27 protein-coding genes are annotated in these 16,441 nt (G+C 43.2%); 21 read left to right on the top strand and 6 right to left on the bottom strand.

The genetic code is table 11. The annotated features are described in order from the left end of the window. Positions 1-95: 95 nt before the first annotated feature. From JEY82_RS03595 to JEY82_RS03625, 7 genes are all read left to right on the top strand, one after another. The gene (locus tag JEY82_RS03595) at positions 96-1,133 is read left to right on the top strand and encodes a hypothetical protein (RefSeq protein WP_304082607.1); all 1,038 of its coding nucleotides are present in this window, start codon (positions 96-98) and stop codon (positions 1,131-1,133) included. Next, positions 1,102-1,497, top strand: coding sequence for a hypothetical protein (locus tag JEY82_RS03600; RefSeq protein WP_304082608.1), 396 nt, complete (start codon positions 1,102-1,104; stop codon positions 1,495-1,497). Before JEY82_RS03595 ends, JEY82_RS03600 begins: the two co-directional genes overlap by 32 nt. Then, entirely contained in the window at positions 1,473-1,919 is a 447-nt protein-coding gene (locus JEY82_RS03605; RefSeq protein ID WP_304082609.1) for a hypothetical protein, read from the top strand. The genes JEY82_RS03600 and JEY82_RS03605 overlap by 25 nt, the downstream gene beginning before the upstream one ends. After that, positions 1,909-2,385, top strand: a complete 477-nt coding sequence (locus tag JEY82_RS03610) for a hypothetical protein (protein WP_304082610.1) — start codon at positions 1,909-1,911, stop codon at positions 2,383-2,385. The genes JEY82_RS03605 and JEY82_RS03610 overlap by 11 nt, the downstream gene beginning before the upstream one ends. Next, entirely contained in the window at positions 2,386-2,610 is a 225-nt protein-coding gene (locus tag JEY82_RS03615; RefSeq protein ID WP_304082611.1) for a hypothetical protein, read from the top strand. A 149-nt stretch (positions 2,611-2,759) separates the two neighbouring features. After that, positions 2,760-3,371 carry a tyrosine-type recombinase/integrase gene (locus JEY82_RS03620; RefSeq protein WP_304082612.1) on the top strand — a complete coding sequence of 204 codons (612 nt, stop codon included), beginning with the start codon at positions 2,760-2,762 and terminating at the stop codon, positions 3,369-3,371. Positions 3,372-3,375: 4 nt separating this feature from the next. Then, positions 3,376-3,579, top strand: a complete 204-nt coding sequence (locus JEY82_RS03625) for a helix-turn-helix domain-containing protein (protein WP_304082613.1) — start codon at positions 3,376-3,378, stop codon at positions 3,577-3,579. Between the two features lie 41 nt (positions 3,580-3,620). On the opposite strand, the gene JEY82_RS03630 is transcribed toward JEY82_RS03625, so the two are convergent. From JEY82_RS03630 to JEY82_RS19675, 3 genes are all read right to left on the bottom strand, one after another. Then, on the bottom strand, positions 3,621-4,739 hold the full coding sequence (locus tag JEY82_RS03630; RefSeq protein WP_304082614.1) for a hypothetical protein: 1,119 nt from the start codon (positions 4,737-4,739) through the stop codon (positions 3,621-3,623). A gap of 104 nt (positions 4,740-4,843) precedes the next feature. Next, entirely contained in the window at positions 4,844-5,260 is a 417-nt protein-coding gene (locus tag JEY82_RS03635) for a type II toxin-antitoxin system HicB family antitoxin (protein ID WP_304082615.1), read from the bottom strand. A gap of 47 nt (positions 5,261-5,307) precedes the next feature. Further along, positions 5,308-5,550: a type II toxin-antitoxin system HicA family toxin gene (locus tag JEY82_RS19675; RefSeq protein WP_369681148.1), complete on the bottom strand. Its 243-nt coding sequence runs from the start codon at positions 5,548-5,550 to the stop codon at positions 5,308-5,310. Between the two features lie 325 nt (positions 5,551-5,875). On the opposite strand from JEY82_RS19675, the gene JEY82_RS03640 reads away from it, so the two are divergent. The 14 genes from JEY82_RS03640 to JEY82_RS03705 all read left to right on the top strand — a co-directional run bounded on the left by JEY82_RS03640 (position 5,876) and on the right by JEY82_RS03705 (position 14,778). Further along, positions 5,876-6,058 (top strand): hypothetical protein, encoded by a 183-nt coding sequence (locus tag JEY82_RS03640; protein WP_304082617.1) that lies wholly within the window; start codon positions 5,876-5,878, stop codon positions 6,056-6,058. Beyond that, positions 6,055-6,501: a hypothetical protein gene (locus JEY82_RS03645; protein ID WP_304082619.1), complete on the top strand. Its 447-nt coding sequence runs from the start codon at positions 6,055-6,057 to the stop codon at positions 6,499-6,501. The genes JEY82_RS03640 and JEY82_RS03645 overlap by 4 nt, the downstream gene beginning before the upstream one ends. A gap of 2 nt (positions 6,502-6,503) precedes the next feature. Beyond that, positions 6,504-6,755, top strand: coding sequence for a hypothetical protein (locus tag JEY82_RS03650; RefSeq protein WP_304082621.1), 252 nt, complete (start codon positions 6,504-6,506; stop codon positions 6,753-6,755). Between the two features lie 15 nt (positions 6,756-6,770). Then, positions 6,771-6,980 carry a hypothetical protein gene (locus tag JEY82_RS03655; RefSeq protein ID WP_304082623.1) on the top strand — a complete coding sequence of 70 codons (210 nt, stop codon included), beginning with the start codon at positions 6,771-6,773 and terminating at the stop codon, positions 6,978-6,980. Then, positions 6,980-7,342, top strand: coding sequence for an HNH endonuclease (locus tag JEY82_RS03660; RefSeq protein ID WP_304082624.1), 363 nt, complete (start codon positions 6,980-6,982; stop codon positions 7,340-7,342). The genes JEY82_RS03655 and JEY82_RS03660 overlap by 1 nt, the downstream gene beginning before the upstream one ends. Positions 7,343-7,549: 207 nt before the next feature. Next, positions 7,550-7,978, top strand: a complete 429-nt coding sequence (locus tag JEY82_RS03665; protein WP_304082625.1) for a phage terminase small subunit P27 family — start codon at positions 7,550-7,552, stop codon at positions 7,976-7,978. Between the two features lie 3 nt (positions 7,979-7,981). Beyond that, positions 7,982-9,673: a terminase large subunit gene (locus tag JEY82_RS03670; RefSeq protein ID WP_304082627.1), complete on the top strand. Its 1,692-nt coding sequence runs from the start codon at positions 7,982-7,984 to the stop codon at positions 9,671-9,673. Continuing rightward, on the top strand, positions 9,674-10,999 hold the full coding sequence (locus JEY82_RS03675) for a phage portal protein (RefSeq protein WP_304082629.1): 1,326 nt from the start codon (positions 9,674-9,676) through the stop codon (positions 10,997-10,999). It begins immediately after the preceding gene. Further along, on the top strand, positions 10,996-11,754 hold the full coding sequence (locus tag JEY82_RS03680) for a head maturation protease, ClpP-related (protein WP_304082631.1): 759 nt from the start codon (positions 10,996-10,998) through the stop codon (positions 11,752-11,754). The genes JEY82_RS03675 and JEY82_RS03680 overlap by 4 nt, the downstream gene beginning before the upstream one ends. Before the next feature lie 42 nt (positions 11,755-11,796). Beyond that, a complete protein-coding gene (locus JEY82_RS03685; RefSeq protein ID WP_304082632.1) occupies positions 11,797-13,089 on the top strand; it encodes a phage major capsid protein in 1,293 nt (430 codons plus the stop codon). A gap of 13 nt (positions 13,090-13,102) precedes the next feature. After that, positions 13,103-13,576, top strand: coding sequence for a hypothetical protein (locus JEY82_RS03690; RefSeq protein ID WP_304082633.1), 474 nt, complete (start codon positions 13,103-13,105; stop codon positions 13,574-13,576). Between the two features lie 10 nt (positions 13,577-13,586). After that, positions 13,587-13,811: a hypothetical protein gene (locus JEY82_RS03695; protein ID WP_304082634.1), complete on the top strand. Its 225-nt coding sequence runs from the start codon at positions 13,587-13,589 to the stop codon at positions 13,809-13,811. 59 nt (positions 13,812-13,870) lie between these two features. Continuing rightward, the gene (locus JEY82_RS03700) at positions 13,871-14,458 is read left to right on the top strand and encodes a phage head-tail connector protein (RefSeq protein WP_304082635.1); all 588 of its coding nucleotides are present in this window, start codon (positions 13,871-13,873) and stop codon (positions 14,456-14,458) included. Then, positions 14,458-14,778, top strand: a complete 321-nt coding sequence (locus JEY82_RS03705) for a phage head closure protein (protein WP_304082636.1) — start codon at positions 14,458-14,460, stop codon at positions 14,776-14,778. Before JEY82_RS03700 ends, JEY82_RS03705 begins: the two co-directional genes overlap by 1 nt. 168 nt (positions 14,779-14,946) lie before the next feature. Here the strand turns inward: JEY82_RS03705 and JEY82_RS03710 are convergent, their stop codons facing one another. The 3 genes from JEY82_RS03710 to JEY82_RS03720 are packed head-to-tail and all read right to left on the bottom strand — an operon-like array spanning position 14,947 to position 16,422. Continuing rightward, positions 14,947-15,183, bottom strand: a complete 237-nt coding sequence (locus tag JEY82_RS03710) for a hypothetical protein (protein ID WP_304082637.1) — start codon at positions 15,181-15,183, stop codon at positions 14,947-14,949. Continuing rightward, the gene (locus JEY82_RS03715) at positions 15,176-15,988 is read right to left on the bottom strand and encodes a Bro-N domain-containing protein (RefSeq protein ID WP_304082639.1); all 813 of its coding nucleotides are present in this window, start codon (positions 15,986-15,988) and stop codon (positions 15,176-15,178) included. Before JEY82_RS03715 ends, JEY82_RS03710 begins: the two co-directional genes overlap by 8 nt. Continuing rightward, on the bottom strand, positions 15,985-16,422 hold the full coding sequence (locus tag JEY82_RS03720; RefSeq protein ID WP_304082641.1) for a hypothetical protein: 438 nt from the start codon (positions 16,420-16,422) through the stop codon (positions 15,985-15,987). Before JEY82_RS03720 ends, JEY82_RS03715 begins: the two co-directional genes overlap by 4 nt. Positions 16,423-16,441 lie beyond the last annotated feature (19 nt).

Here is a 16,441-nt window from a genome sequence, read left to right on the forward strand (position 1 = left end):
ATCAGGGCTTTTAAATAAAACCGCATATAAAATGCGACTTAAGGAGCAATGATTATGATTATACTTTGCCCGAAAGTCAAGGAGAAAGGCGAATTATGATTCGTGGATATATAAAGTTTTGGCGGAAGATTGAAGACAGTGTTTCATGGTCTCGTGGTATTGAATACCGCGGTTTAATGTCTTCTATTTTAATTCGTACCAGTCGGAAAAAAACAGCATTTAGAGGAACCGAAATTCAACCCGGTCAATTCGCGGCTGTTCTTTCTAACTGGTGTGATGAGCTTAACCTTGAACGCACAAAGCTTAAACGAATGCTCAAGGTTTTAAGTGAAGACAGCTTTATAAGTGTTGAAAATGTGCACAACCGTTTTATGTTGGTAAGTGTCTTAAATTGGGCAACTTATCAAGAAAACAGGGAAGGTATATGCCCAACCAATGCACAACCGATACCCGACCACCGCCCAACTGATACCCAACCAATGCACAACCGATGCACGACCGACGACCCCACCAATGCACAACCACCGCACAATGACCGCCCAATAGAACAAGAAATAAAGAATATAAGAATTAAGAAAAAGACAGAAGAGAGTACGTCACCTTCCGGCGACGGTTCGTCCGCTGATGTTCTTCTCGTAGCCGAAAGTAATAAGCCTAAAGGCATACCGAATTGCCCGTATGACTCGATTGTCGAGGTGTATAACCGCATTTTGCCGCAACTCCCGCAAGTGAAGATGGTCACGGAGAAGCGCAAAAAGGTTTTAAATGCCGCTTGGCGGGGCCATGAAGCTCGGCAAAGTGTCGAGTGGTGGGAAGCTTATTTCAAACTTGTCCTCAGTTGTCCTTTTTTGCTTGGAAAGAAAAAAGACTGGAAAGCTAATTTTGATTGGCTCCTTTCACCGGGCAATATGGTCAAAGTTTTGGAAGGACATTTTCGTGAAGAGGCACAACCGCCAGCAACTTACGACGGGACGAATCAGCCCGCTAATGGCGACGCACCGTCTTACAACGGCATGAAAATTAACAGCGTCGCACAAGGTATGGCGGTGGAAAATGACGCATTAGCGCGGCAAATGATTGTTAACAGAGAGGGAGCGGAAAATGGAAACACCCCTGCAATTAGAACAAGTTAGAGACGAATTAATAGCCATGAAGATTGCTTATCCTCATTGCGGATTTACAGGGACAACGATCATGGCCATAGCTCCGCTTTATCTGCGGGATTTTGAGACAGAAGGCATGTCAGCAAAGGATTTTTTTGAAGCCTGTTCGCTTGCCAGACGAAATAACAAAATGTTTCCGACGGTGGGCGATATCGTCAAGGCTCATCGCGAATTGATGGCAGGGGCGCGGGTTCCGCGTAATAGGCCGTCGTTGCCACCGCCGCCGATTACTGATGAGCAGGTAGCAAAAGCAAAGGCGAATATTAAACGCATTATGGACATGGTGAAAAACGTAAAGCGAGTTCCAAAGTGTCGGACTTATGCGACCCGGTAGGTGATGCCGTCGCTCGAGTCTTTCGGGCTGGTGGTGATTTTGTAGATATGATTTTAGCCGCAAAGGAGGCGGAAAAGATGCAGAATAATAGCTTAGATTCAATGTGCACAACATGGCGGCACGATTTCGGGCTTTTAAGCGAAGACATGAAGAACAATGTCAGGAACGAACTTAAACAGCTTCATGCCCACCATGTCGAACCTTTGAACCGTAAAACGGAGTTGTTAGCAAAGGCTAATCGGTACGGTAGTGCTGCTTTCAGGCTTCACAAGTGGTGTTTTGGTCGGATGTTCACAGGAATAGACCATGCCACTGCAACAGCCAGCTTGGGAACTATCTATTATAACCATTTGGGTCATGCTCACAAAATTGCTGGTATGGCTGGAAAATTTTACAAGGAGGCCATGCGAAATGGGAATTAATAAAGAACAACTTTCAGATTTGATTAAACGAGTATTAACCGAAGCGGGGCTTTATTCTCCCTCGGCTCGGGAGTTATTGCTTTTGACAGCCGCGCAAGAATCGCTCGGTGGCACTTATTTGCGCCAGCTCGGAAAAGGGCCGGCACTTGGAATATTCCAAATGGAGCCCGCCACGCATGACGATATCTGGTCAAACTTTCTCGCATATCGTGAACCCTTGGGTGAAAGAATTCTTGAAGTTGCCGGAATGGGTAACGGGCCGGATGAAAAGGCGCTGGAATATAATATTGCTTATGCAATCCTTATGGCCCGTGTTCACTATCTCCGAGTCAAGTCTCGATTGCCTGATGGTGATGATATTAAGAGACTCGCTGAATATTGGAAGGATTATTTCAACACACCGCTAGGTGCGGGTACTGTTGAAGAAGCCATTCACAATTACAAGCGTTACTGTGAGGATGTTTAAATGCTAGGCGGAATCAAAGAAGTATACTCCGGCCTTGATGAAATAGCCGCATTCCTAAGACTCTCAACGGTCGTTTTGTCCCGGTATATAAATAACGGACAGGTGAAGATTAAGAAGCTTGGCGGAGCATATACCGCTCATCGTGAACAGCTTTTGAAGATCATTGAAAACGGTGTTGAAGAAGTTAAAGTGAAAGTTGAAGAAACAAAAGGAGAAGAGGGCTAACACTCTCTTTTTTTGTGAAAAATCTAGAAACGTGTGCTTTTAGTGCCGCGAATGCAAACTAATTACAAAACTATACATTCACTAGAACAACTTACACGAAAGGGCGTTAATTTCCGCTAAAAGGACATAAAAGCAAGTGAAGGTTAAAAATGAAGGGTTGCCGCCCACTTAAATCTCAAGAACTGGGAACAGCCTTGCAAAGTTTCCAAGGCTACTACGCAAAGCGCAACGCCGCTCTTCTCGCCCTCGGAGCCAAGAGCGGCTTCCGCATTTTCGAAATCCTGTCAATTCAGGTCAAAGACGTTGTTCATCAGCGTAAAATTATGCAAGACGTGTCGGTTCAGCGAAAGCATATGAAGCGCAAAATTGAAGGCCGCACGGTATTTTTAAACGAGCTGGCGCAATATGCTCTTGTCGAGTGTGTTTCGGAGCTGAAGAGTAGAGGCCATATTTCGCCGGAAACGTATGTTTTCAAATCCCGCAAAGGAACCAATCAGGCTATTTCAGTGCCGCAAGCATGGCGGGTGCTAAATCAAGTTTTCAAAAGGCTAGGATTTCAAGGCAAGCTCGGAACGCATTGTATGCGAAAAACTTTCGTTCAGGATGTTTATGACCGGCTAATCGAAATGCGTGAAGACGATCACAGCATAGACCCGCTTCCGATGCTCCAGATGGCGACAGGACACAAAACCTATGATGCTTTGCTTAAATACCTGTCATTCAGAAACAAGCCCGTTAGGGACGCAATTAGAAACATATGAGGATATGAGAATGGGATTAGAAAAATTACACTCAGTAAAAGAAGTTGCAGAGGCGTGGGGCTATTCCGAAAAGGTCATTCGCCAGCTTATCAAAGTTGGTCAGCTCAAGGCCGTGAAAGTAGGGAAGGGGTACAGGATCAAGGATAGTGATGTTAAGGCGTGTCTGGAGCTTGCCGTTGTGGATGGGGTTCATGATGAGGAAGTTTAGGAAATCCCAACCAATATAGGTAAATTGGTTGGGAAAAATTGTTATTCTAGGTCTTTAGCTAATATAAAGCCAAATTCAAACGGGTGATAAGTAAGAAGTTCAATATATTCTTCCCCATCTAACCCTATAGTTTTGCAATGTTGATTCCCTCGAAAATCTTCTTCAACAATTTTCTTGGGTGAAACATTTATTGATTCGGCCCTTTCATAAATGTGAGTTCCTTTAGGGATAATCTTGTGATGGAATTGATGGTAAGAAGATTTTAACTTTTCGTTGTAACGTTGCTTTGCCATTAAGATCGCAACTGTTGATTGCAGTATGTATTCTGAATTTTTTTTAATATTCTCATCGTATTTTAAACTATATATGTTTTTTACAATCCACTCTTCGTTATGGTTTAAGTAAACAGGTGGGGTCATTCTGAGGACATTCCAAAAAGTTATATGGTCAACACCGCTTTTAGTCATTTCATTGTCTACATGGTTGGTGTCTAGGCATATATAATCTGTAGGTGCTTTAACGTGCTCTTTTATATAGTCTGGAGTCTTTGCATAAGATGGGGCAAAAGAGAAAGAACTCATTAATTTCATGTGTTTTGTTATAGTTCTAAATTGTGAAATATCGTATGCTCTTTCTATTTCAATATGTATTGCTTTTCTACACGCTACCAATGTGTTGAAATAATTTTCTTCCTCGTATGAGGAGTATGCTTCATCTATAAAATTTTTTATTGTTTGGTTTGTAAGGTTGCGCCCCTCATTCATTATCCAAAAATCAACGCCCAAATGATCTAAAGCAACGTCGGAAAGAAAGCTTGAGATGGCAGGAATTAAATTATTAATGGCGGTTTTATTTGGTATAATTGCACTGTGTTTAGCACTAACTCTCATTTTATTAAGGTCGTTTAAATGAGTACGATATGGCAACTTTTTTGGGTCTATTTTTTTGTTGATTTTTTCAATGTATTTATGAAAAGCATCTTTGTCAGCAATATCAATATTTATATGGTCGCAGAGCGCGAGCAAAAGTGATTCTACCGCGTCTTGAAGAACAATAATACCAATGCAATTTAAAAAGTCGTTTTCTCTTTTGATATTTATTACAGCATCATCATACTGATGTTTAGCCAAACAAATTTTACTTAGAACTGTTTCATTCATTGGATTGCTCATTTTATGGTGTTTAACCCGGTCAGTTTTGAATAACTGACCGGGTTTGTTTTTAGCCGGTTAAAAACAAATCATATAATTCATAATTAAGCCATTTAATTATTAAGTCCCATGCGCGCGGCATAATCCAGAGCCGCACGAGTCATAAACTTTGAACGGTTATCCTTATCTACATCTGACTTCTCAACGGCCTTATCAATCTTAGCCAACTTCCATGCCGGAATGGTGAGATTAGCTTTAACGGCTGTTTCATCCAGGAACGAAGTATCAATATCGACAAATACTATTGCTCCGTCATTTGCGTACTCGTGTTCCAAAGCTTCAGCCAGCGTGGATGCTTTGCCGGGAAACTCGGACGAATCACGCCCATGCATCCACGTTTCTACAGCATCCTGCATTCCATCCATAAGGTCTTCAGGATCATCGCCAGAGGTTATACAACCGGGTAGATCAAGGAAGCCCGCGCTGTAACTGCCTGACGGCTCCTTCACTACTACTATAGGTAACTTCATATATATACTCCCTTTGAAGGGGCTTGCGCCCCCTCTGTTCGGGTTGGTTATTTAAGTTTCAATTTGGTCTGCTTCTCTTGTTCTCGGAGAAGCCAGCCTTCGATATCTTTGTTTCCTTTTTTTACTTGTGTTTCCCTCCCGTCCGGATGTTCGAACTTCCGGTGTTTTGAATTGTGTCCTTTGTTTGTTTCAATGAAGCCGTTCTGTTTCAACAATCTGATTAATTCCCTCGTCTTCATGAATATAGTTATACGCATTAGGCGTATTAATGTCAACAATAAAATGCGCATTATACGTATCTTTTTTTTAATAAATTGATATGAGAAAAATCAACCAAAATTCCCACAACAATTGCAAACGTATATCAAAGGGGGGGTAAACGTATGCTTAAAGTGGGTACATTTTAGGTTGTCACAGGCGTATAATTAAATCTCTTTATCGCACTAATTAATATTTACCGAATAAGGACCGAGGAATGGAAGCCATACGCCATCAGTTAAACGCACTGCACGTTTACTGCCTCCTTAAGAAGGCGGGATGCCCTGATAAAGCATCTCGCTTTCTTTCGTCTTGTTGGGAGAAGCTTGCACACCCTTTTCTTTATAGGGAGAAAAAATGACTAATGCTGAATTAGCTGTATACGCTGCCGCTGCTTCTGGTGCTTGCGCGGTACTAACCGCAATCTTTCCAGAACCGGAAAATCCTAAAGGGAAAAAAATCTGGCAGGTGATGAATTATGTTGGCGGTAATTTTCGCCACGCTAAAAATCTCGGAAAAATCGAGAAGGATAAGAAATGATGCGTAAGAAATTAACGATCCCCTTATTGTTGTTGATGCTTGTTGCCGTGACTGCCTCCGGCTGTGCCGTCGGTAACATCATGGATATGCAGCCTGTTGATCAGGCCACGTCTGCCGCTGACAAACTGATGGACACATATATAGACGTTTATGACACATACAACCAAATGAAAGCCAACATCCCCGCTGAATATGCTGAGACTAAGAAAGACTTTGTTGACGCCATGAACCTTGCACACCCTGCAATCAGTTTAGCTGTTGAAGCTGCTATCGGCTGGAAAGAGGCGGTTGAGACTGCGGAGAGTGTAGATCCTAAACATAAGGCTGATGCGGATCTTGCTGTCTCGGTTGCCAAGGCTAAGTACGATGTGAAGCAGTCGTCTGCTAGTAAGTGCTTGAATAAAGCGTTGGCTCTGTGGGTACAGATTAAAGGGGAGCAGTAGTCATGGATATGAACTTTAGTGCTTTTGATAATGTTGAAGTGACAGATGAAACAGCCGCAGAGGTTGCCGGAATTGTGACCGCTATTGCAACCGTTGCATTGGCGGGTACAGGCTTTGGTGCGGCTGCTCCGTTAATAGGTCTAGGCGTAAAGCTTGGTATGAAACTCTGCGATGGTAATTATGATTGTCCCGAACTTCCTGCATTGAAAGCAAAGCTTGCGGCGTTTGATGCTCTTCCTCCTTTGACAACTTAAAGCGGGAGTTAGGGCGTGGCACCTGATCCTCAAGACTCGCACGAACTGCTGATCCGCATAGATGAGCGAGTGAAGTCTATTCAAGAAAATATCTATGAGATTAATTGTGACCGCCGGTGTCATACTCACGCTGAAAAATTCAAAACTATTGAGCGTTTTATTTGGGGAATGGCTGCTGTTGTCGGTGGGCTTGCAACAAGAGCTCTTTACGAGGTTTTTAAGTAATGCCGCCACTGCCACCGACACCTTGCAAGTTCACTGGATGCCCCGGCTTAAGTCGTGACGGTTCCGGCTGGTGTCTCAAGCATAAAGCGCACGGTGAAACGAAGAAGCGCAAAGCTCAAAAGAAATATCAGAAACGGCGCGGAAGTTCATCAAGTCGTGGTTATGGGGCTGAATGGCGAAGGATTCGTAAGGCAAAGCTTACACTAAATCCACTCTGTGAAGAATGTGCTCAAAATGGGTGCGTAAGCCGTGCAACAACCGTTCATCATCGTGACCACGATCCGCATAACAACGAGGATTCAAACCTCATGAGTATGTGCAGAGAGTGCCACGAAATAGCACATGGAAGGAAGCGTAAGTAGGGGGGCGGGGTAAAAAGTCTAGAGGTCTAGCCCCCTTAGACCGTTGTGGTAGTTAAACTTTTACGCCGTCAAATTAGAGGAGGGGGGTCAAGGAGGGCCGGAAAGCGGTTTTTCTCACCTCTAAAAAGGGAAAACACATGAATATACATAAGAAAATTTCGAGGGTTTAGAGTGGCTCCTCGAGGTAAAAAACCGAAGCCGACGTCTTTGAAACTCCTTCAAGGAACAAATCGTCCAGATCGGGAAAACAAGAATGAACCGAAGCCGGATTTATCAATTCCGACACCGGGCAATCATCTTTTAGCAGAAGCTCTCATGGAATGGGGCCGGATGTCGCGAGAGCTTCATAAGCTCGGTTTGCTCACTGAATTAGATCGCCCGGCACTCGAAGCATATTGTCAGAATTATGGTCGATGGATCGAAATTGAACGAGAGATGCAAAAACCTGATTTCAAATATGTAATTCTTACAGCGAAAGGAAATGCGATTCAAAATCCCTTAGTGGGAATGGCGAATACAGCACAAGTTTTGATGCACAAATTTCTAACTGAATTCGGAATGACTCCAAGCTCACGGACACGCATCAGCGCACCAAAAACTAAAGACGATACAAACCCTTTTGCAAACTTTGGATAGATAATGTCACGGCAGAAGTACCCACATGTAAACACCGCTAATAAGTATGCACGGGATATAGTCTCGGGTAAAATTCCTGCGTGTGAATTTGTGAGGCTTGCTTGCCAACGTCATTTGAATGATTTGAAGCGTGAAAAGCAAAAGAATTATCCGTATAAATTTGATCGTGCTGCCGGTGAAAAAATTTGTGTATTTGCTGAACTACTTCCGCACGTAAAAGGTAAGTGGGCTGGTCAAAACATTCAATTACAGCCTTGGCAGTGTTTTATTCTTGCGGCTTTGTTTGGCTGGTTGAAAAAATCTGATGGATTACGCCGCTTCATAGAATTTTACGACGAAGTTCCTCGCAAAAACGGAAAATCGATTATCGGCGCGGTTATTTCTTTATATATGTTTTGTGCCGATGGTGAACCCGGTGCAGAAGTTTATTCCGGTGCAACAACTGAAAAACAAGCATGGGAAGTCTTTAGACCGGCTAAGCTTATGGTTGAAAGGACTCCTGCCCTTCGTGAGCATTACGGAATAGAAGTCTGTGCAAAAAATTTACATTCTATTGAAACAGGAAGCCGTTTTGAACCTCTCATAGGAAAGCCTGGTGACGGTTCAAGTCCGCATTGTTCAATTGTTGATGAATATCACGAGCATAAAACGTCTGAATTTCACGACACAATGAAAACGGGACAAGGGGCACGGACTCAACCACTGCTCGGTGTTATAACAACTGGTGGTTCAAATCTTCAATGCCCTTGTTATGACAAACGCAATGAAGCCATAAAAGTCCTACGTGGCGAAATAGAAAACGATGAACTTTTCGCCATTATTTATACTATCGATGATTCTGATGATTGGGAAGATTTTGACAATTGGATCAAAGCAAATCCTAATTATGGAGTCAGTGTTTTTAAAGAGTTTCTAGCTAGACAGCATAGAGACGCACTTCAAATAGCCTCAAAGCAAAATATTCTACGTTGTAAGCATCTAAATCAATGGATGAATGCTGATATTGCATGGATGAATATGGCAGAATTGAGGAAATGTGCTGATACTAGTCTTGAGATAAGCCAAGTCAGTCACTTGCCTTGCTATGTCGGACTTGACCTTGCCAGTAAAATTGACATTGCAGGTATGGTTTTTGCTTTTGTTGATGGCAAAGATATTTATGCTTTCTGGAAAAATTACCTGCCGAAAAGAACAATCGATCTTCCTGAAAACCGACATTATCAAACATGGCGATATGAAGAGCGTGTAATTGAAACAGGTCAGTCCGTAACTGATTATGCTTTAATTGAAGCTGATCTTCTCGAAGCCGCTGCAATCTATAATATTGAAGCCATTGCTTACGACCCATTTCAAGCAACTCAGTTTTTCACTCGTATGGATGCTGAAGGGCTTCCTATGGTTGAAGTCCGGAACACAGTTTTAAGTTTATCGGAACCAATGAAAGAGCTTGAGGCTCGTATTATGTCGGGACAATTTCACTATGATGGTGATCCGGTAGCAACATGGTTCTTTTCCAATGTCGTGGCTCACACAGACAAGAAAGATAATATTTTTCCACATAAAGAATTTGCACAAAATAAAATTGACGGAGCTGTGTCCCTCATCATGGCCATGAACCGTATTCTTGTTGGTCCTGAAGAAGGAACCGACGAAACCCCCGGTGTTTTTGACTGGGAATCTATAAACGAGAGTTAAATGAAGTTCTTCAGTCGCGCAAAAAAGGTTCAACCAGACCACCGTAATACTCGACGTAAGTATTTTTCGACCCCTCGTCGTGCTTATCGGGTGAAAAATTCATCTGGAAGAACTTTAACCGAAGATCAGGCTATTGATTACTTCGCTCGAAGCCTCGGTTTTCCGACTGCTACCGGCAATATGGTCAGTCGTGAAACTGCAATGCGAGTCAGCACCGTTTATCGGTGTGTCGGCTTAATAGCTGGAACGATTGCAAGTTTACCGTGTCAGGTATTTAGACAGTTTGCAGATGACAAAAAGGAGCTGGCTCTCAAGCATCCGGCTTATAAATTGTTGAATTCTGAACCTTCGCCCATGCTTACAGCTAACACTTTTTGGAAAAGCTTCATTTGGTATGCGCTGATGGGCGGAAACGGCTATTCACTCATTGGAAGAAATTCATCTATTCCAACAAGCATTAACCTGTTGCCTGATACCTGCGTAAATCCCAGATTTTCAGATGACTATTCAAGGATTTTGTACTCAATAAATCAGCAGGGCAAAAACTCGCTCGTGTATGATCAGGATGATGTAATTCATTACCCCTTTATCGGTTTTGACGGTTTGAAGGGGCGCTCACCGCTTGAATGTGCTCGGGAATCTGTAGGTATTGCTCAAGCTGGAGAAGAATACAACGGACTTTATTTTAAGCAAGGAGTCGGTAGCAACGTTGGTATCGAATACCCGTCAAAATTTGATGGAGAACAAGCTAAATTTCTTCGCGATACTGTAGAAAAGCAGATGGCAGGCATGAGCAATATGCATATGCCGCTGGTCACAATGGGCGGTGGTAAGATTGTGAAGCTTGCACTTAGTGCTGAAGACTCCCAGTTGATTGAATCACGCATGTTTCAGGTTGAAGATATTTGCCGCTTTTTTGGTGTTCCGCCTCACATGGTAGGACACACCACCAAAACAACAAGTTGGGGAAAAGGCATTGAAGAGCAGTCCCTCGGTTTCGTTAAATTTACTCTCCGCGACATTTTAAAAGGGCTAGAACAGGAAGTTAACCGCAAAATTATTCGTTCAAATGAATATTACTGCAAATTCAATCTTGATGCTCTTTTACGTGCGGATTCTCAAGGTCGAGCCAATTTCTATAAGGCCGCTCTCGGCGGTAATCAATTGCCCGGTTATATGACCGTGAATGAAGTCCGGAAGCTTGAAAATCTTTCACCGATTGAAGGTGGTGGTGATTTGTATATTCCTGTTGCTGGAGCTTCAGGAGAACCGGAAGAAGAACTAGACCCCTCCGATCCACGTCGGTGGGCGGAGCCTGAAAAATGAAAAAAATGAAAATTAAGGATTTGATGAATGATGCCCGCAAGCAAGCCATGGCTAGAATTGAAGCCGGGCAGGAAATGCGGAAAAGTCCCAAGGCTCAAGTGGAAGGAGATGTAGCCCATCTCTATATCTATGATGTCATAGATACTTGGTGGGGTGTCGATCCTAAAGAATTTATTGATGAGTTGAACGCTATTGAAGCCGGAACTATTCATCTTCACATTAATTCACCAGGTGGATCAGTTTTCGATGCCCGTACAATTCAAACCGCACTTGCTGAGCATCCCGCAAAAGTTATCACTCATATTGATGGTCTTGCCGCAAGTGCCGTCACATATATCGCGATAACTCAAGATGAAGTCCACATGGCAGAAGGCGCGCTTTTTATGATTCACAATGCATGGACTTTCGCATGGGGAAATGCAGAAGAATTAAAGAAATCCGCCGCGCTCCTTGAGAAAATAGATACCACCATTGTTACTGACTACAAGAATAAAACTGGTTCCGAAGAGAAGAAAATCCGCGAATGGATGAAAGCTGAAACATGGTTTTCCGCTGCGGAAGCTTTAGAAGAAGGGTTCATTGATACAATCTTTTCCCCTGCCTCGCAGAGCAAAGAAAACACTACTGAGGATTCAGAGGAACCAGAAGAAAACACAGATAAGGCAACTAATGTAACTGATGCCGGCAATCTGAAAAATAAATTTGATACAGCCGCCCGACTGCGTGAAGTCGAGCTTTTAGCAATGAGAGCATAGCGGAGTCCCGCAGCTCATAACAAAAAAATGGAGGATTGAACTATGTTGTCAATTCAGGCTCTGCGTGAAAAGCGGGATAAAAAGGCCGCTGAAGCTCGTAAATTGGTAGATGAAAACCCCGGTGACAAGTGGACAGATGATACTGAGAAACAATTCACTGCTTTCAAGGATAACATTGCAATTCTTGATGCTGAAATTTCCCGTCATGAAGATTTGCTCAATATTGGCGGACCTCAGAGTGATGATACCCCTGAAAGTGTTGCAGCTAGAGCTGCGGGTGCTAACATCGAAGTAAAGCCTAAAGCTGTTTATAAAAATCTTGGTGAACAGTTGATGGATGTTCGAGCTATGACTCTTGATAACGGTGATGCTCCTAAAGCTCGTGAACGTTTTAATAAAGTTGTTAATGCTGCCGGATCTGCCGCCACTGGAATTGATTCAGAAGGCGGGTATCTTGTTGAAACAGACCATTCAACAGATATCCTTTCAACGGCTATTGAAACTGGTATTTTTTCTTCCCGTTGTGATCGTCAACCTATTTCGGCTAACGCTGATGGTTTTGCTTATATGGCTGAAAAAGACCGTGATCGCTCTTCTGGGGGATTGCAGGTGTACCGTAAGGGTGAACGCGAAGTAATGAAAGATAGCGGTAAGCTAAAACTTGAAGAGCGTGAAATTCGAGTTGAAGACATGTATGGGCTGATTTTTGTTACTAACCGTATGTTGCGTGATGCTCCAGCCCTTGCAGCGTATACAAGAAGAAATCTGCGTAAGCAATTTGCTGTAAAATTGGACACTGAAATTTGGGACGGAACCGGGGCGGGGCAGTGCCTTGGTATTATGAATTCCGACTTGCCTATTAAGGTCTCAAAAGAAGCTGGACAGGCTGCAAATACAATTGTTGCTAAGAACCTTGCTAAAATGCTGTCACGTTTCCATGGCAATATTCAAAATTCAGCATGGTTTACCAATAACGATGTTCTTCCGGAACTCATCACTTTGACTCTTGGTGATAAGCCTGTTTATCTTCCCGGCGGTAATATTGCCGGTGCTCCTTTCGGGACTCTTTTCGGACGGCCAGTTATCCTTAATGAGTATAGTGAATCTCTTGGAACTTGTGGTGATATCTCGTTGTGTGATTTTGGCGAATACATGTTGATTGAAAAGGGTGGAACCGAAGAAGAAGAATCCATTCATGTTAAATTCCTTGAAGATGAAACAGCTTTCCGTTTCCTTGCCCGTAATAACGGCGCGCCTATTCATGACCAGCCCATAACCCCGCGCAAGGGAACTAATACACTCAGCCCCTTCGTAATGCTCGAAGATCGCGAATAAGGAGAAATCACTTATGCATACTTATTCTGAAAACGTTCATACAGTGGTCGGTATTCCTCCAAAAGCTAACGGTGCGGAGCTAACCGGGGACTTGGTTTCCCTGAAAAATTGCAATCACATTGCAGTGGTTTGTACTGTTACTCAGGGCAATGCCGCCGAAATGGTCTTTTCTCTCGAACAGGCAAAATCTGTTGATGGAACTGATGCAAAGGCTCTGACCAAAGCTGTTCCTATTTTCGCAAATCCAGATGTTCTTGCTTCTGATTCGCTTGAGCGTTTGGAAGCTGATGCTGTAGATTATCATTCCGGAGCAACCTTGGCCGGAAAGCATGTTGTTTTTGAGGTCAATCCTACTGATCTTGATATCAACGACGGTTTTACCTGTTTGCGCGTCAAGGCCGCAGCATCCAATGCGGCAAACATCGTATCTGTAAACTATGTGGCAACTGGCCTGAGATATTCCGGCAAGTCCATGATTACAGATTAGGGCGGGAGCAATGATGAAAGTAAAGCTCAAAAAAAGGTGGGGATCTCACCTTGCTAATTCAATTGTTTCGGTTTCAGAAGAGCGCGCTGAGTTCCTTGAAAAGAACGGAATCGGGAAGATTACTGATAAACCTAAAGAAGTCTCCATTTCCGACTCAGAATCTGATTCTGAAACCGAAGACAAGTCCGATCCCGAAGACAAAGCCGACAAGAAAGCAAAGAAAAACGGCAAATAGATTAAAACTCCGGCTCTGCCCTAAAAAAGCAGGGCCGGAATAAAAGGTAACAGGACACCATGTCACTTAAGTTAATAGCACGATCCGATACGGAGCAGGTTACTCTCGAAGAAGCAAAAAAGCATCTTCGGCTTTCGCCTGACTTTGTGGATCATGATGATAAAATCAAACTCATCATTTCAGCCGCGAGAGCACAGGGCGAAGCTCATACTCATCGGGTATGGAATAAGGCGCAATTTGAATTGCGTTGTCATGGGTTCCCCAGTCGTGACGGAGTGCTGGAATTGCCTTTGCCTCCGCTTTGTTCTGTTGAATCGGTAAAATATATCGATAACAAAGGCGTTGAAACTGTCTTGCCTGTTGAAAGCTACCAAGTAGATGTTGATTCGATGGTCGGTTCAATTTATCCGGCTTTTGAACAGACATGGCCCGAAGTACGCGCGGAACGTTTCGCGGTTCGTGTTGCATTCACTGCCGGCTATGAAAATTTTCCACCAGCTCTTCAGCAATGGATGCTTGTTCGAATCGCCGATTATTACGCAAATCCTGAAAGCGTGATTGTTGATACGCAATCAATCAATAAAGTCGATATTTCAGACGTAATAGATGGGCTTTTAGATCCGTTCATTATCCCGGTGGTGGCCTAATGAAGCTCGGCGATATGACTCATAAAATTTCGATTCAGAAAAAAGGAAGCGTTCCTGATGGCATAGGCGGGGAAGAATCCGATTGGGTAGATCATGCTTCGGTTTGGGGTAAGGCTATTCCTCTTTCCAGCCGGGAGTTTTTTCAGCAGCAAAAAGAACAAGCCGAATCTATTCTTGAATTTAGGTTCAGAGTTTGTGAAGTCCCAGTTGTGAAACTTTCGATGCAGATCGTTTATAACAGCGAAGAATACGACATTTTAAGCGCCGATCCTGTTGATAATATGCAAACTTGGTTAGTTCGCGGGAAAGTGACGAAATAAAATTTCGGAAGGCTTCTCGAAAGCCTTTAAGAAAGGTTGCCGGAAGGCTTAAGCAAAGGGTTTAAGGTTCCTACCCGAAAGGGTTAGGGGAAGTCTTTGAAAATGAAATAGTGAGTTTGTGAGATTGCCGCGCTCCTCAGTTTATTGAGGAGCGCGGGATTTGATTTATTAGTTTTTTGCTACCATTTTAAGAATTGCCGCAGACTTTCCTGTTTTCTTTGGTTTGAGGCTCATTTCAACAGCTTCAAGACCTGCAAGGCCATTAAGCATAGTGTCACGAACATGTTCTACAATAAATGCTTCGCCATACTGGTCACGTTTTTCAAACAATTCTTGCAAAGTTGTTAAAATACAACAAGCATCCTGCATTTTGTCTGTGTGAATGGAGAAATCAGTTTTATCCACAATTCACCTCTTTTGCTAAGAGAAGTTGTTCCGCTTCAATAACAGCATCATATGCAAAAAATAGAGCTTCACGGTCTCCCTTATTTGCACTGTATAAACCTCTCAAAAGCGCAAGTTTGGCAGCTTGAAAGCATCCTTGAACACAACAACTTTGACTTGCGGACATAGAGGCAAGAGCTTCAAGTACTGCATCTTTTCTTGTGAGTGGTGCGGAGGCTATCTCCTCGTGTTTTTCAGATACACCACAAAGTCTAGTCTGTTCTTCTACATATTGAATTGCATAGGTGAGATGTTCGAGTGGAATATCTTTAATACTGTCCACCTGCATAAATTCGTTTAATTCGGACCATGCCGCACGAAAATGGGAACTCGTAACGTTTTGGTGCTTCGTGCGCACCCATCTGTCTACGAGTTCACGTAAGTTTCGACGATCGTTAGAGGTTGAATCCGTCAAACTCTGCTTTTCGGCTTTCTGCTCGGCTTGGTAGGAACCTGTTTTGCGGATAGAAGGAAGAACTTCCGAAGTTACCCACTTTTTGAATTTTTTAGCTTCGGGTTTGCGGGAACGCAGGATTAAGGAGTAGAGGCCGGATTCGTTGATGATGGTGGCTTTGCTTCCACCATTTCCACTCGGATTACTAATCAGAGTGCGATCATCTTCATCGATATATTTGGTTGCGTCACTAGGGTTTTTAAAGCCGAGAGACGCACAAACGTCTTTAGCAACAAACCAAGGATTACCGTCTTTATCTTGAATGACTCGAATTTCAGATTGACCGAACTGGAAGGGAATAATGTTACTCATTGTTCCGTCTCCCGTGTCTGAGAATTATCAATATTTTCTGCGGCAGTTCTTACTTGACGACAAAGAAGATCAATAAGGTTTGCATCGCCTTCCCGGTTGGTTCTCCGGTAAGTTTCCACCAGTATATCCATACTGGCAACGGCTGAGTAAATGATTTGAACGGGATCGCCTGAAAAGTCTTTGGCGGGGTTGATGTTATTTTCATGGAAAAGCCCCTTGTGCAAGGTGGAAAGGGCTATGTTGATTTTATCTTCAACATTTTCGCATAAGCCTTCTATTAAAAGGACCATTGCAGGGTTCTTTTCTTGATCTACCACTTCTGAAAGAGCGGAAAAAAGATCGTGACATGCCCGCATGTTGTTTTCAACTGTGCGGTAAAGGATTTCTTTCTGATTGCTGGCCGTGCTTCTTTCGTGTAAATTGTTCTGATCCATGACTAACCTCCTATTAAGG

Origin of the sequence: Maridesulfovibrio ferrireducens (assembly GCF_016342405.1) — a bacterium.
In the GTDB taxonomy this organism is placed as follows: domain Bacteria; phylum Desulfobacterota; class Desulfovibrionia; order Desulfovibrionales; family Desulfovibrionaceae; genus Maridesulfovibrio; species Maridesulfovibrio ferrireducens_A.

Excerpts from the sequence above, each read along its gene's own strand:
- JEY82_RS03595 (WP_304082607.1), top strand. The coding sequence starts at position 96 with ATGATTCGTGGATATATAAAGTTTTGGCGGAAGATTGAAGACAGTGTT.
- JEY82_RS03600 (WP_304082608.1), top strand. The coding sequence starts at position 1,102 with ATGGAAACACCCCTGCAATTAGAACAAGTTAGAGACGAATTAATAGCC.
- JEY82_RS03610 (WP_304082610.1), top strand. The coding sequence starts at position 1,909 with ATGGGAATTAATAAAGAACAACTTTCAGATTTGATTAAACGAGTATTA.
- JEY82_RS03615 (WP_304082611.1), top strand. The coding sequence starts at position 2,386 with ATGCTAGGCGGAATCAAAGAAGTATACTCCGGCCTTGATGAAATAGCC.
- JEY82_RS03620 (WP_304082612.1), top strand. The coding sequence starts at position 2,760 with ATGAAGGGTTGCCGCCCACTTAAATCTCAAGAACTGGGAACAGCCTTG.
- JEY82_RS03625 (WP_304082613.1), top strand. The coding sequence starts at position 3,376 with ATGAGAATGGGATTAGAAAAATTACACTCAGTAAAAGAAGTTGCAGAG.
- JEY82_RS03630 (WP_304082614.1), bottom strand. The coding sequence starts at position 4,739 with ATGAATGAAACAGTTCTAAGTAAAATTTGTTTGGCTAAACATCAGTAT.
- JEY82_RS03635 (WP_304082615.1), bottom strand. The coding sequence starts at position 5,260 with ATGAAGTTACCTATAGTAGTAGTGAAGGAGCCGTCAGGCAGTTACAGC.
- JEY82_RS19675 (WP_369681148.1), bottom strand. The coding sequence starts at position 5,550 with ATGCGCATTTTATTGTTGACATTAATACGCCTAATGCGTATAACTATA.
- JEY82_RS03640 (WP_304082617.1), top strand. The coding sequence starts at position 5,876 with ATGACTAATGCTGAATTAGCTGTATACGCTGCCGCTGCTTCTGGTGCT.
- JEY82_RS03645 (WP_304082619.1), top strand. The coding sequence starts at position 6,055 with ATGATGCGTAAGAAATTAACGATCCCCTTATTGTTGTTGATGCTTGTT.
- JEY82_RS03650 (WP_304082621.1), top strand. The coding sequence starts at position 6,504 with ATGGATATGAACTTTAGTGCTTTTGATAATGTTGAAGTGACAGATGAA.
- JEY82_RS03660 (WP_304082624.1), top strand. The coding sequence starts at position 6,980 with ATGCCGCCACTGCCACCGACACCTTGCAAGTTCACTGGATGCCCCGGC.
- JEY82_RS03670 (WP_304082627.1), top strand. The coding sequence starts at position 7,982 with ATGTCACGGCAGAAGTACCCACATGTAAACACCGCTAATAAGTATGCA.
- JEY82_RS03675 (WP_304082629.1), top strand. The coding sequence starts at position 9,674 with ATGAAGTTCTTCAGTCGCGCAAAAAAGGTTCAACCAGACCACCGTAAT.
- JEY82_RS03680 (WP_304082631.1), top strand. The coding sequence starts at position 10,996 with ATGAAAAAAATGAAAATTAAGGATTTGATGAATGATGCCCGCAAGCAA.
- JEY82_RS03685 (WP_304082632.1), top strand. The coding sequence starts at position 11,797 with ATGTTGTCAATTCAGGCTCTGCGTGAAAAGCGGGATAAAAAGGCCGCT.
- JEY82_RS03690 (WP_304082633.1), top strand. The coding sequence starts at position 13,103 with ATGCATACTTATTCTGAAAACGTTCATACAGTGGTCGGTATTCCTCCA.
- JEY82_RS03695 (WP_304082634.1), top strand. The coding sequence starts at position 13,587 with ATGATGAAAGTAAAGCTCAAAAAAAGGTGGGGATCTCACCTTGCTAAT.
- JEY82_RS03700 (WP_304082635.1), top strand. The coding sequence starts at position 13,871 with ATGTCACTTAAGTTAATAGCACGATCCGATACGGAGCAGGTTACTCTC.
- JEY82_RS03705 (WP_304082636.1), top strand. The coding sequence starts at position 14,458 with ATGAAGCTCGGCGATATGACTCATAAAATTTCGATTCAGAAAAAAGGA.
- JEY82_RS03715 (WP_304082639.1), bottom strand. The coding sequence starts at position 15,988 with ATGAGTAACATTATTCCCTTCCAGTTCGGTCAATCTGAAATTCGAGTC.
- JEY82_RS03720 (WP_304082641.1), bottom strand. The coding sequence starts at position 16,422 with ATGGATCAGAACAATTTACACGAAAGAAGCACGGCCAGCAATCAGAAA.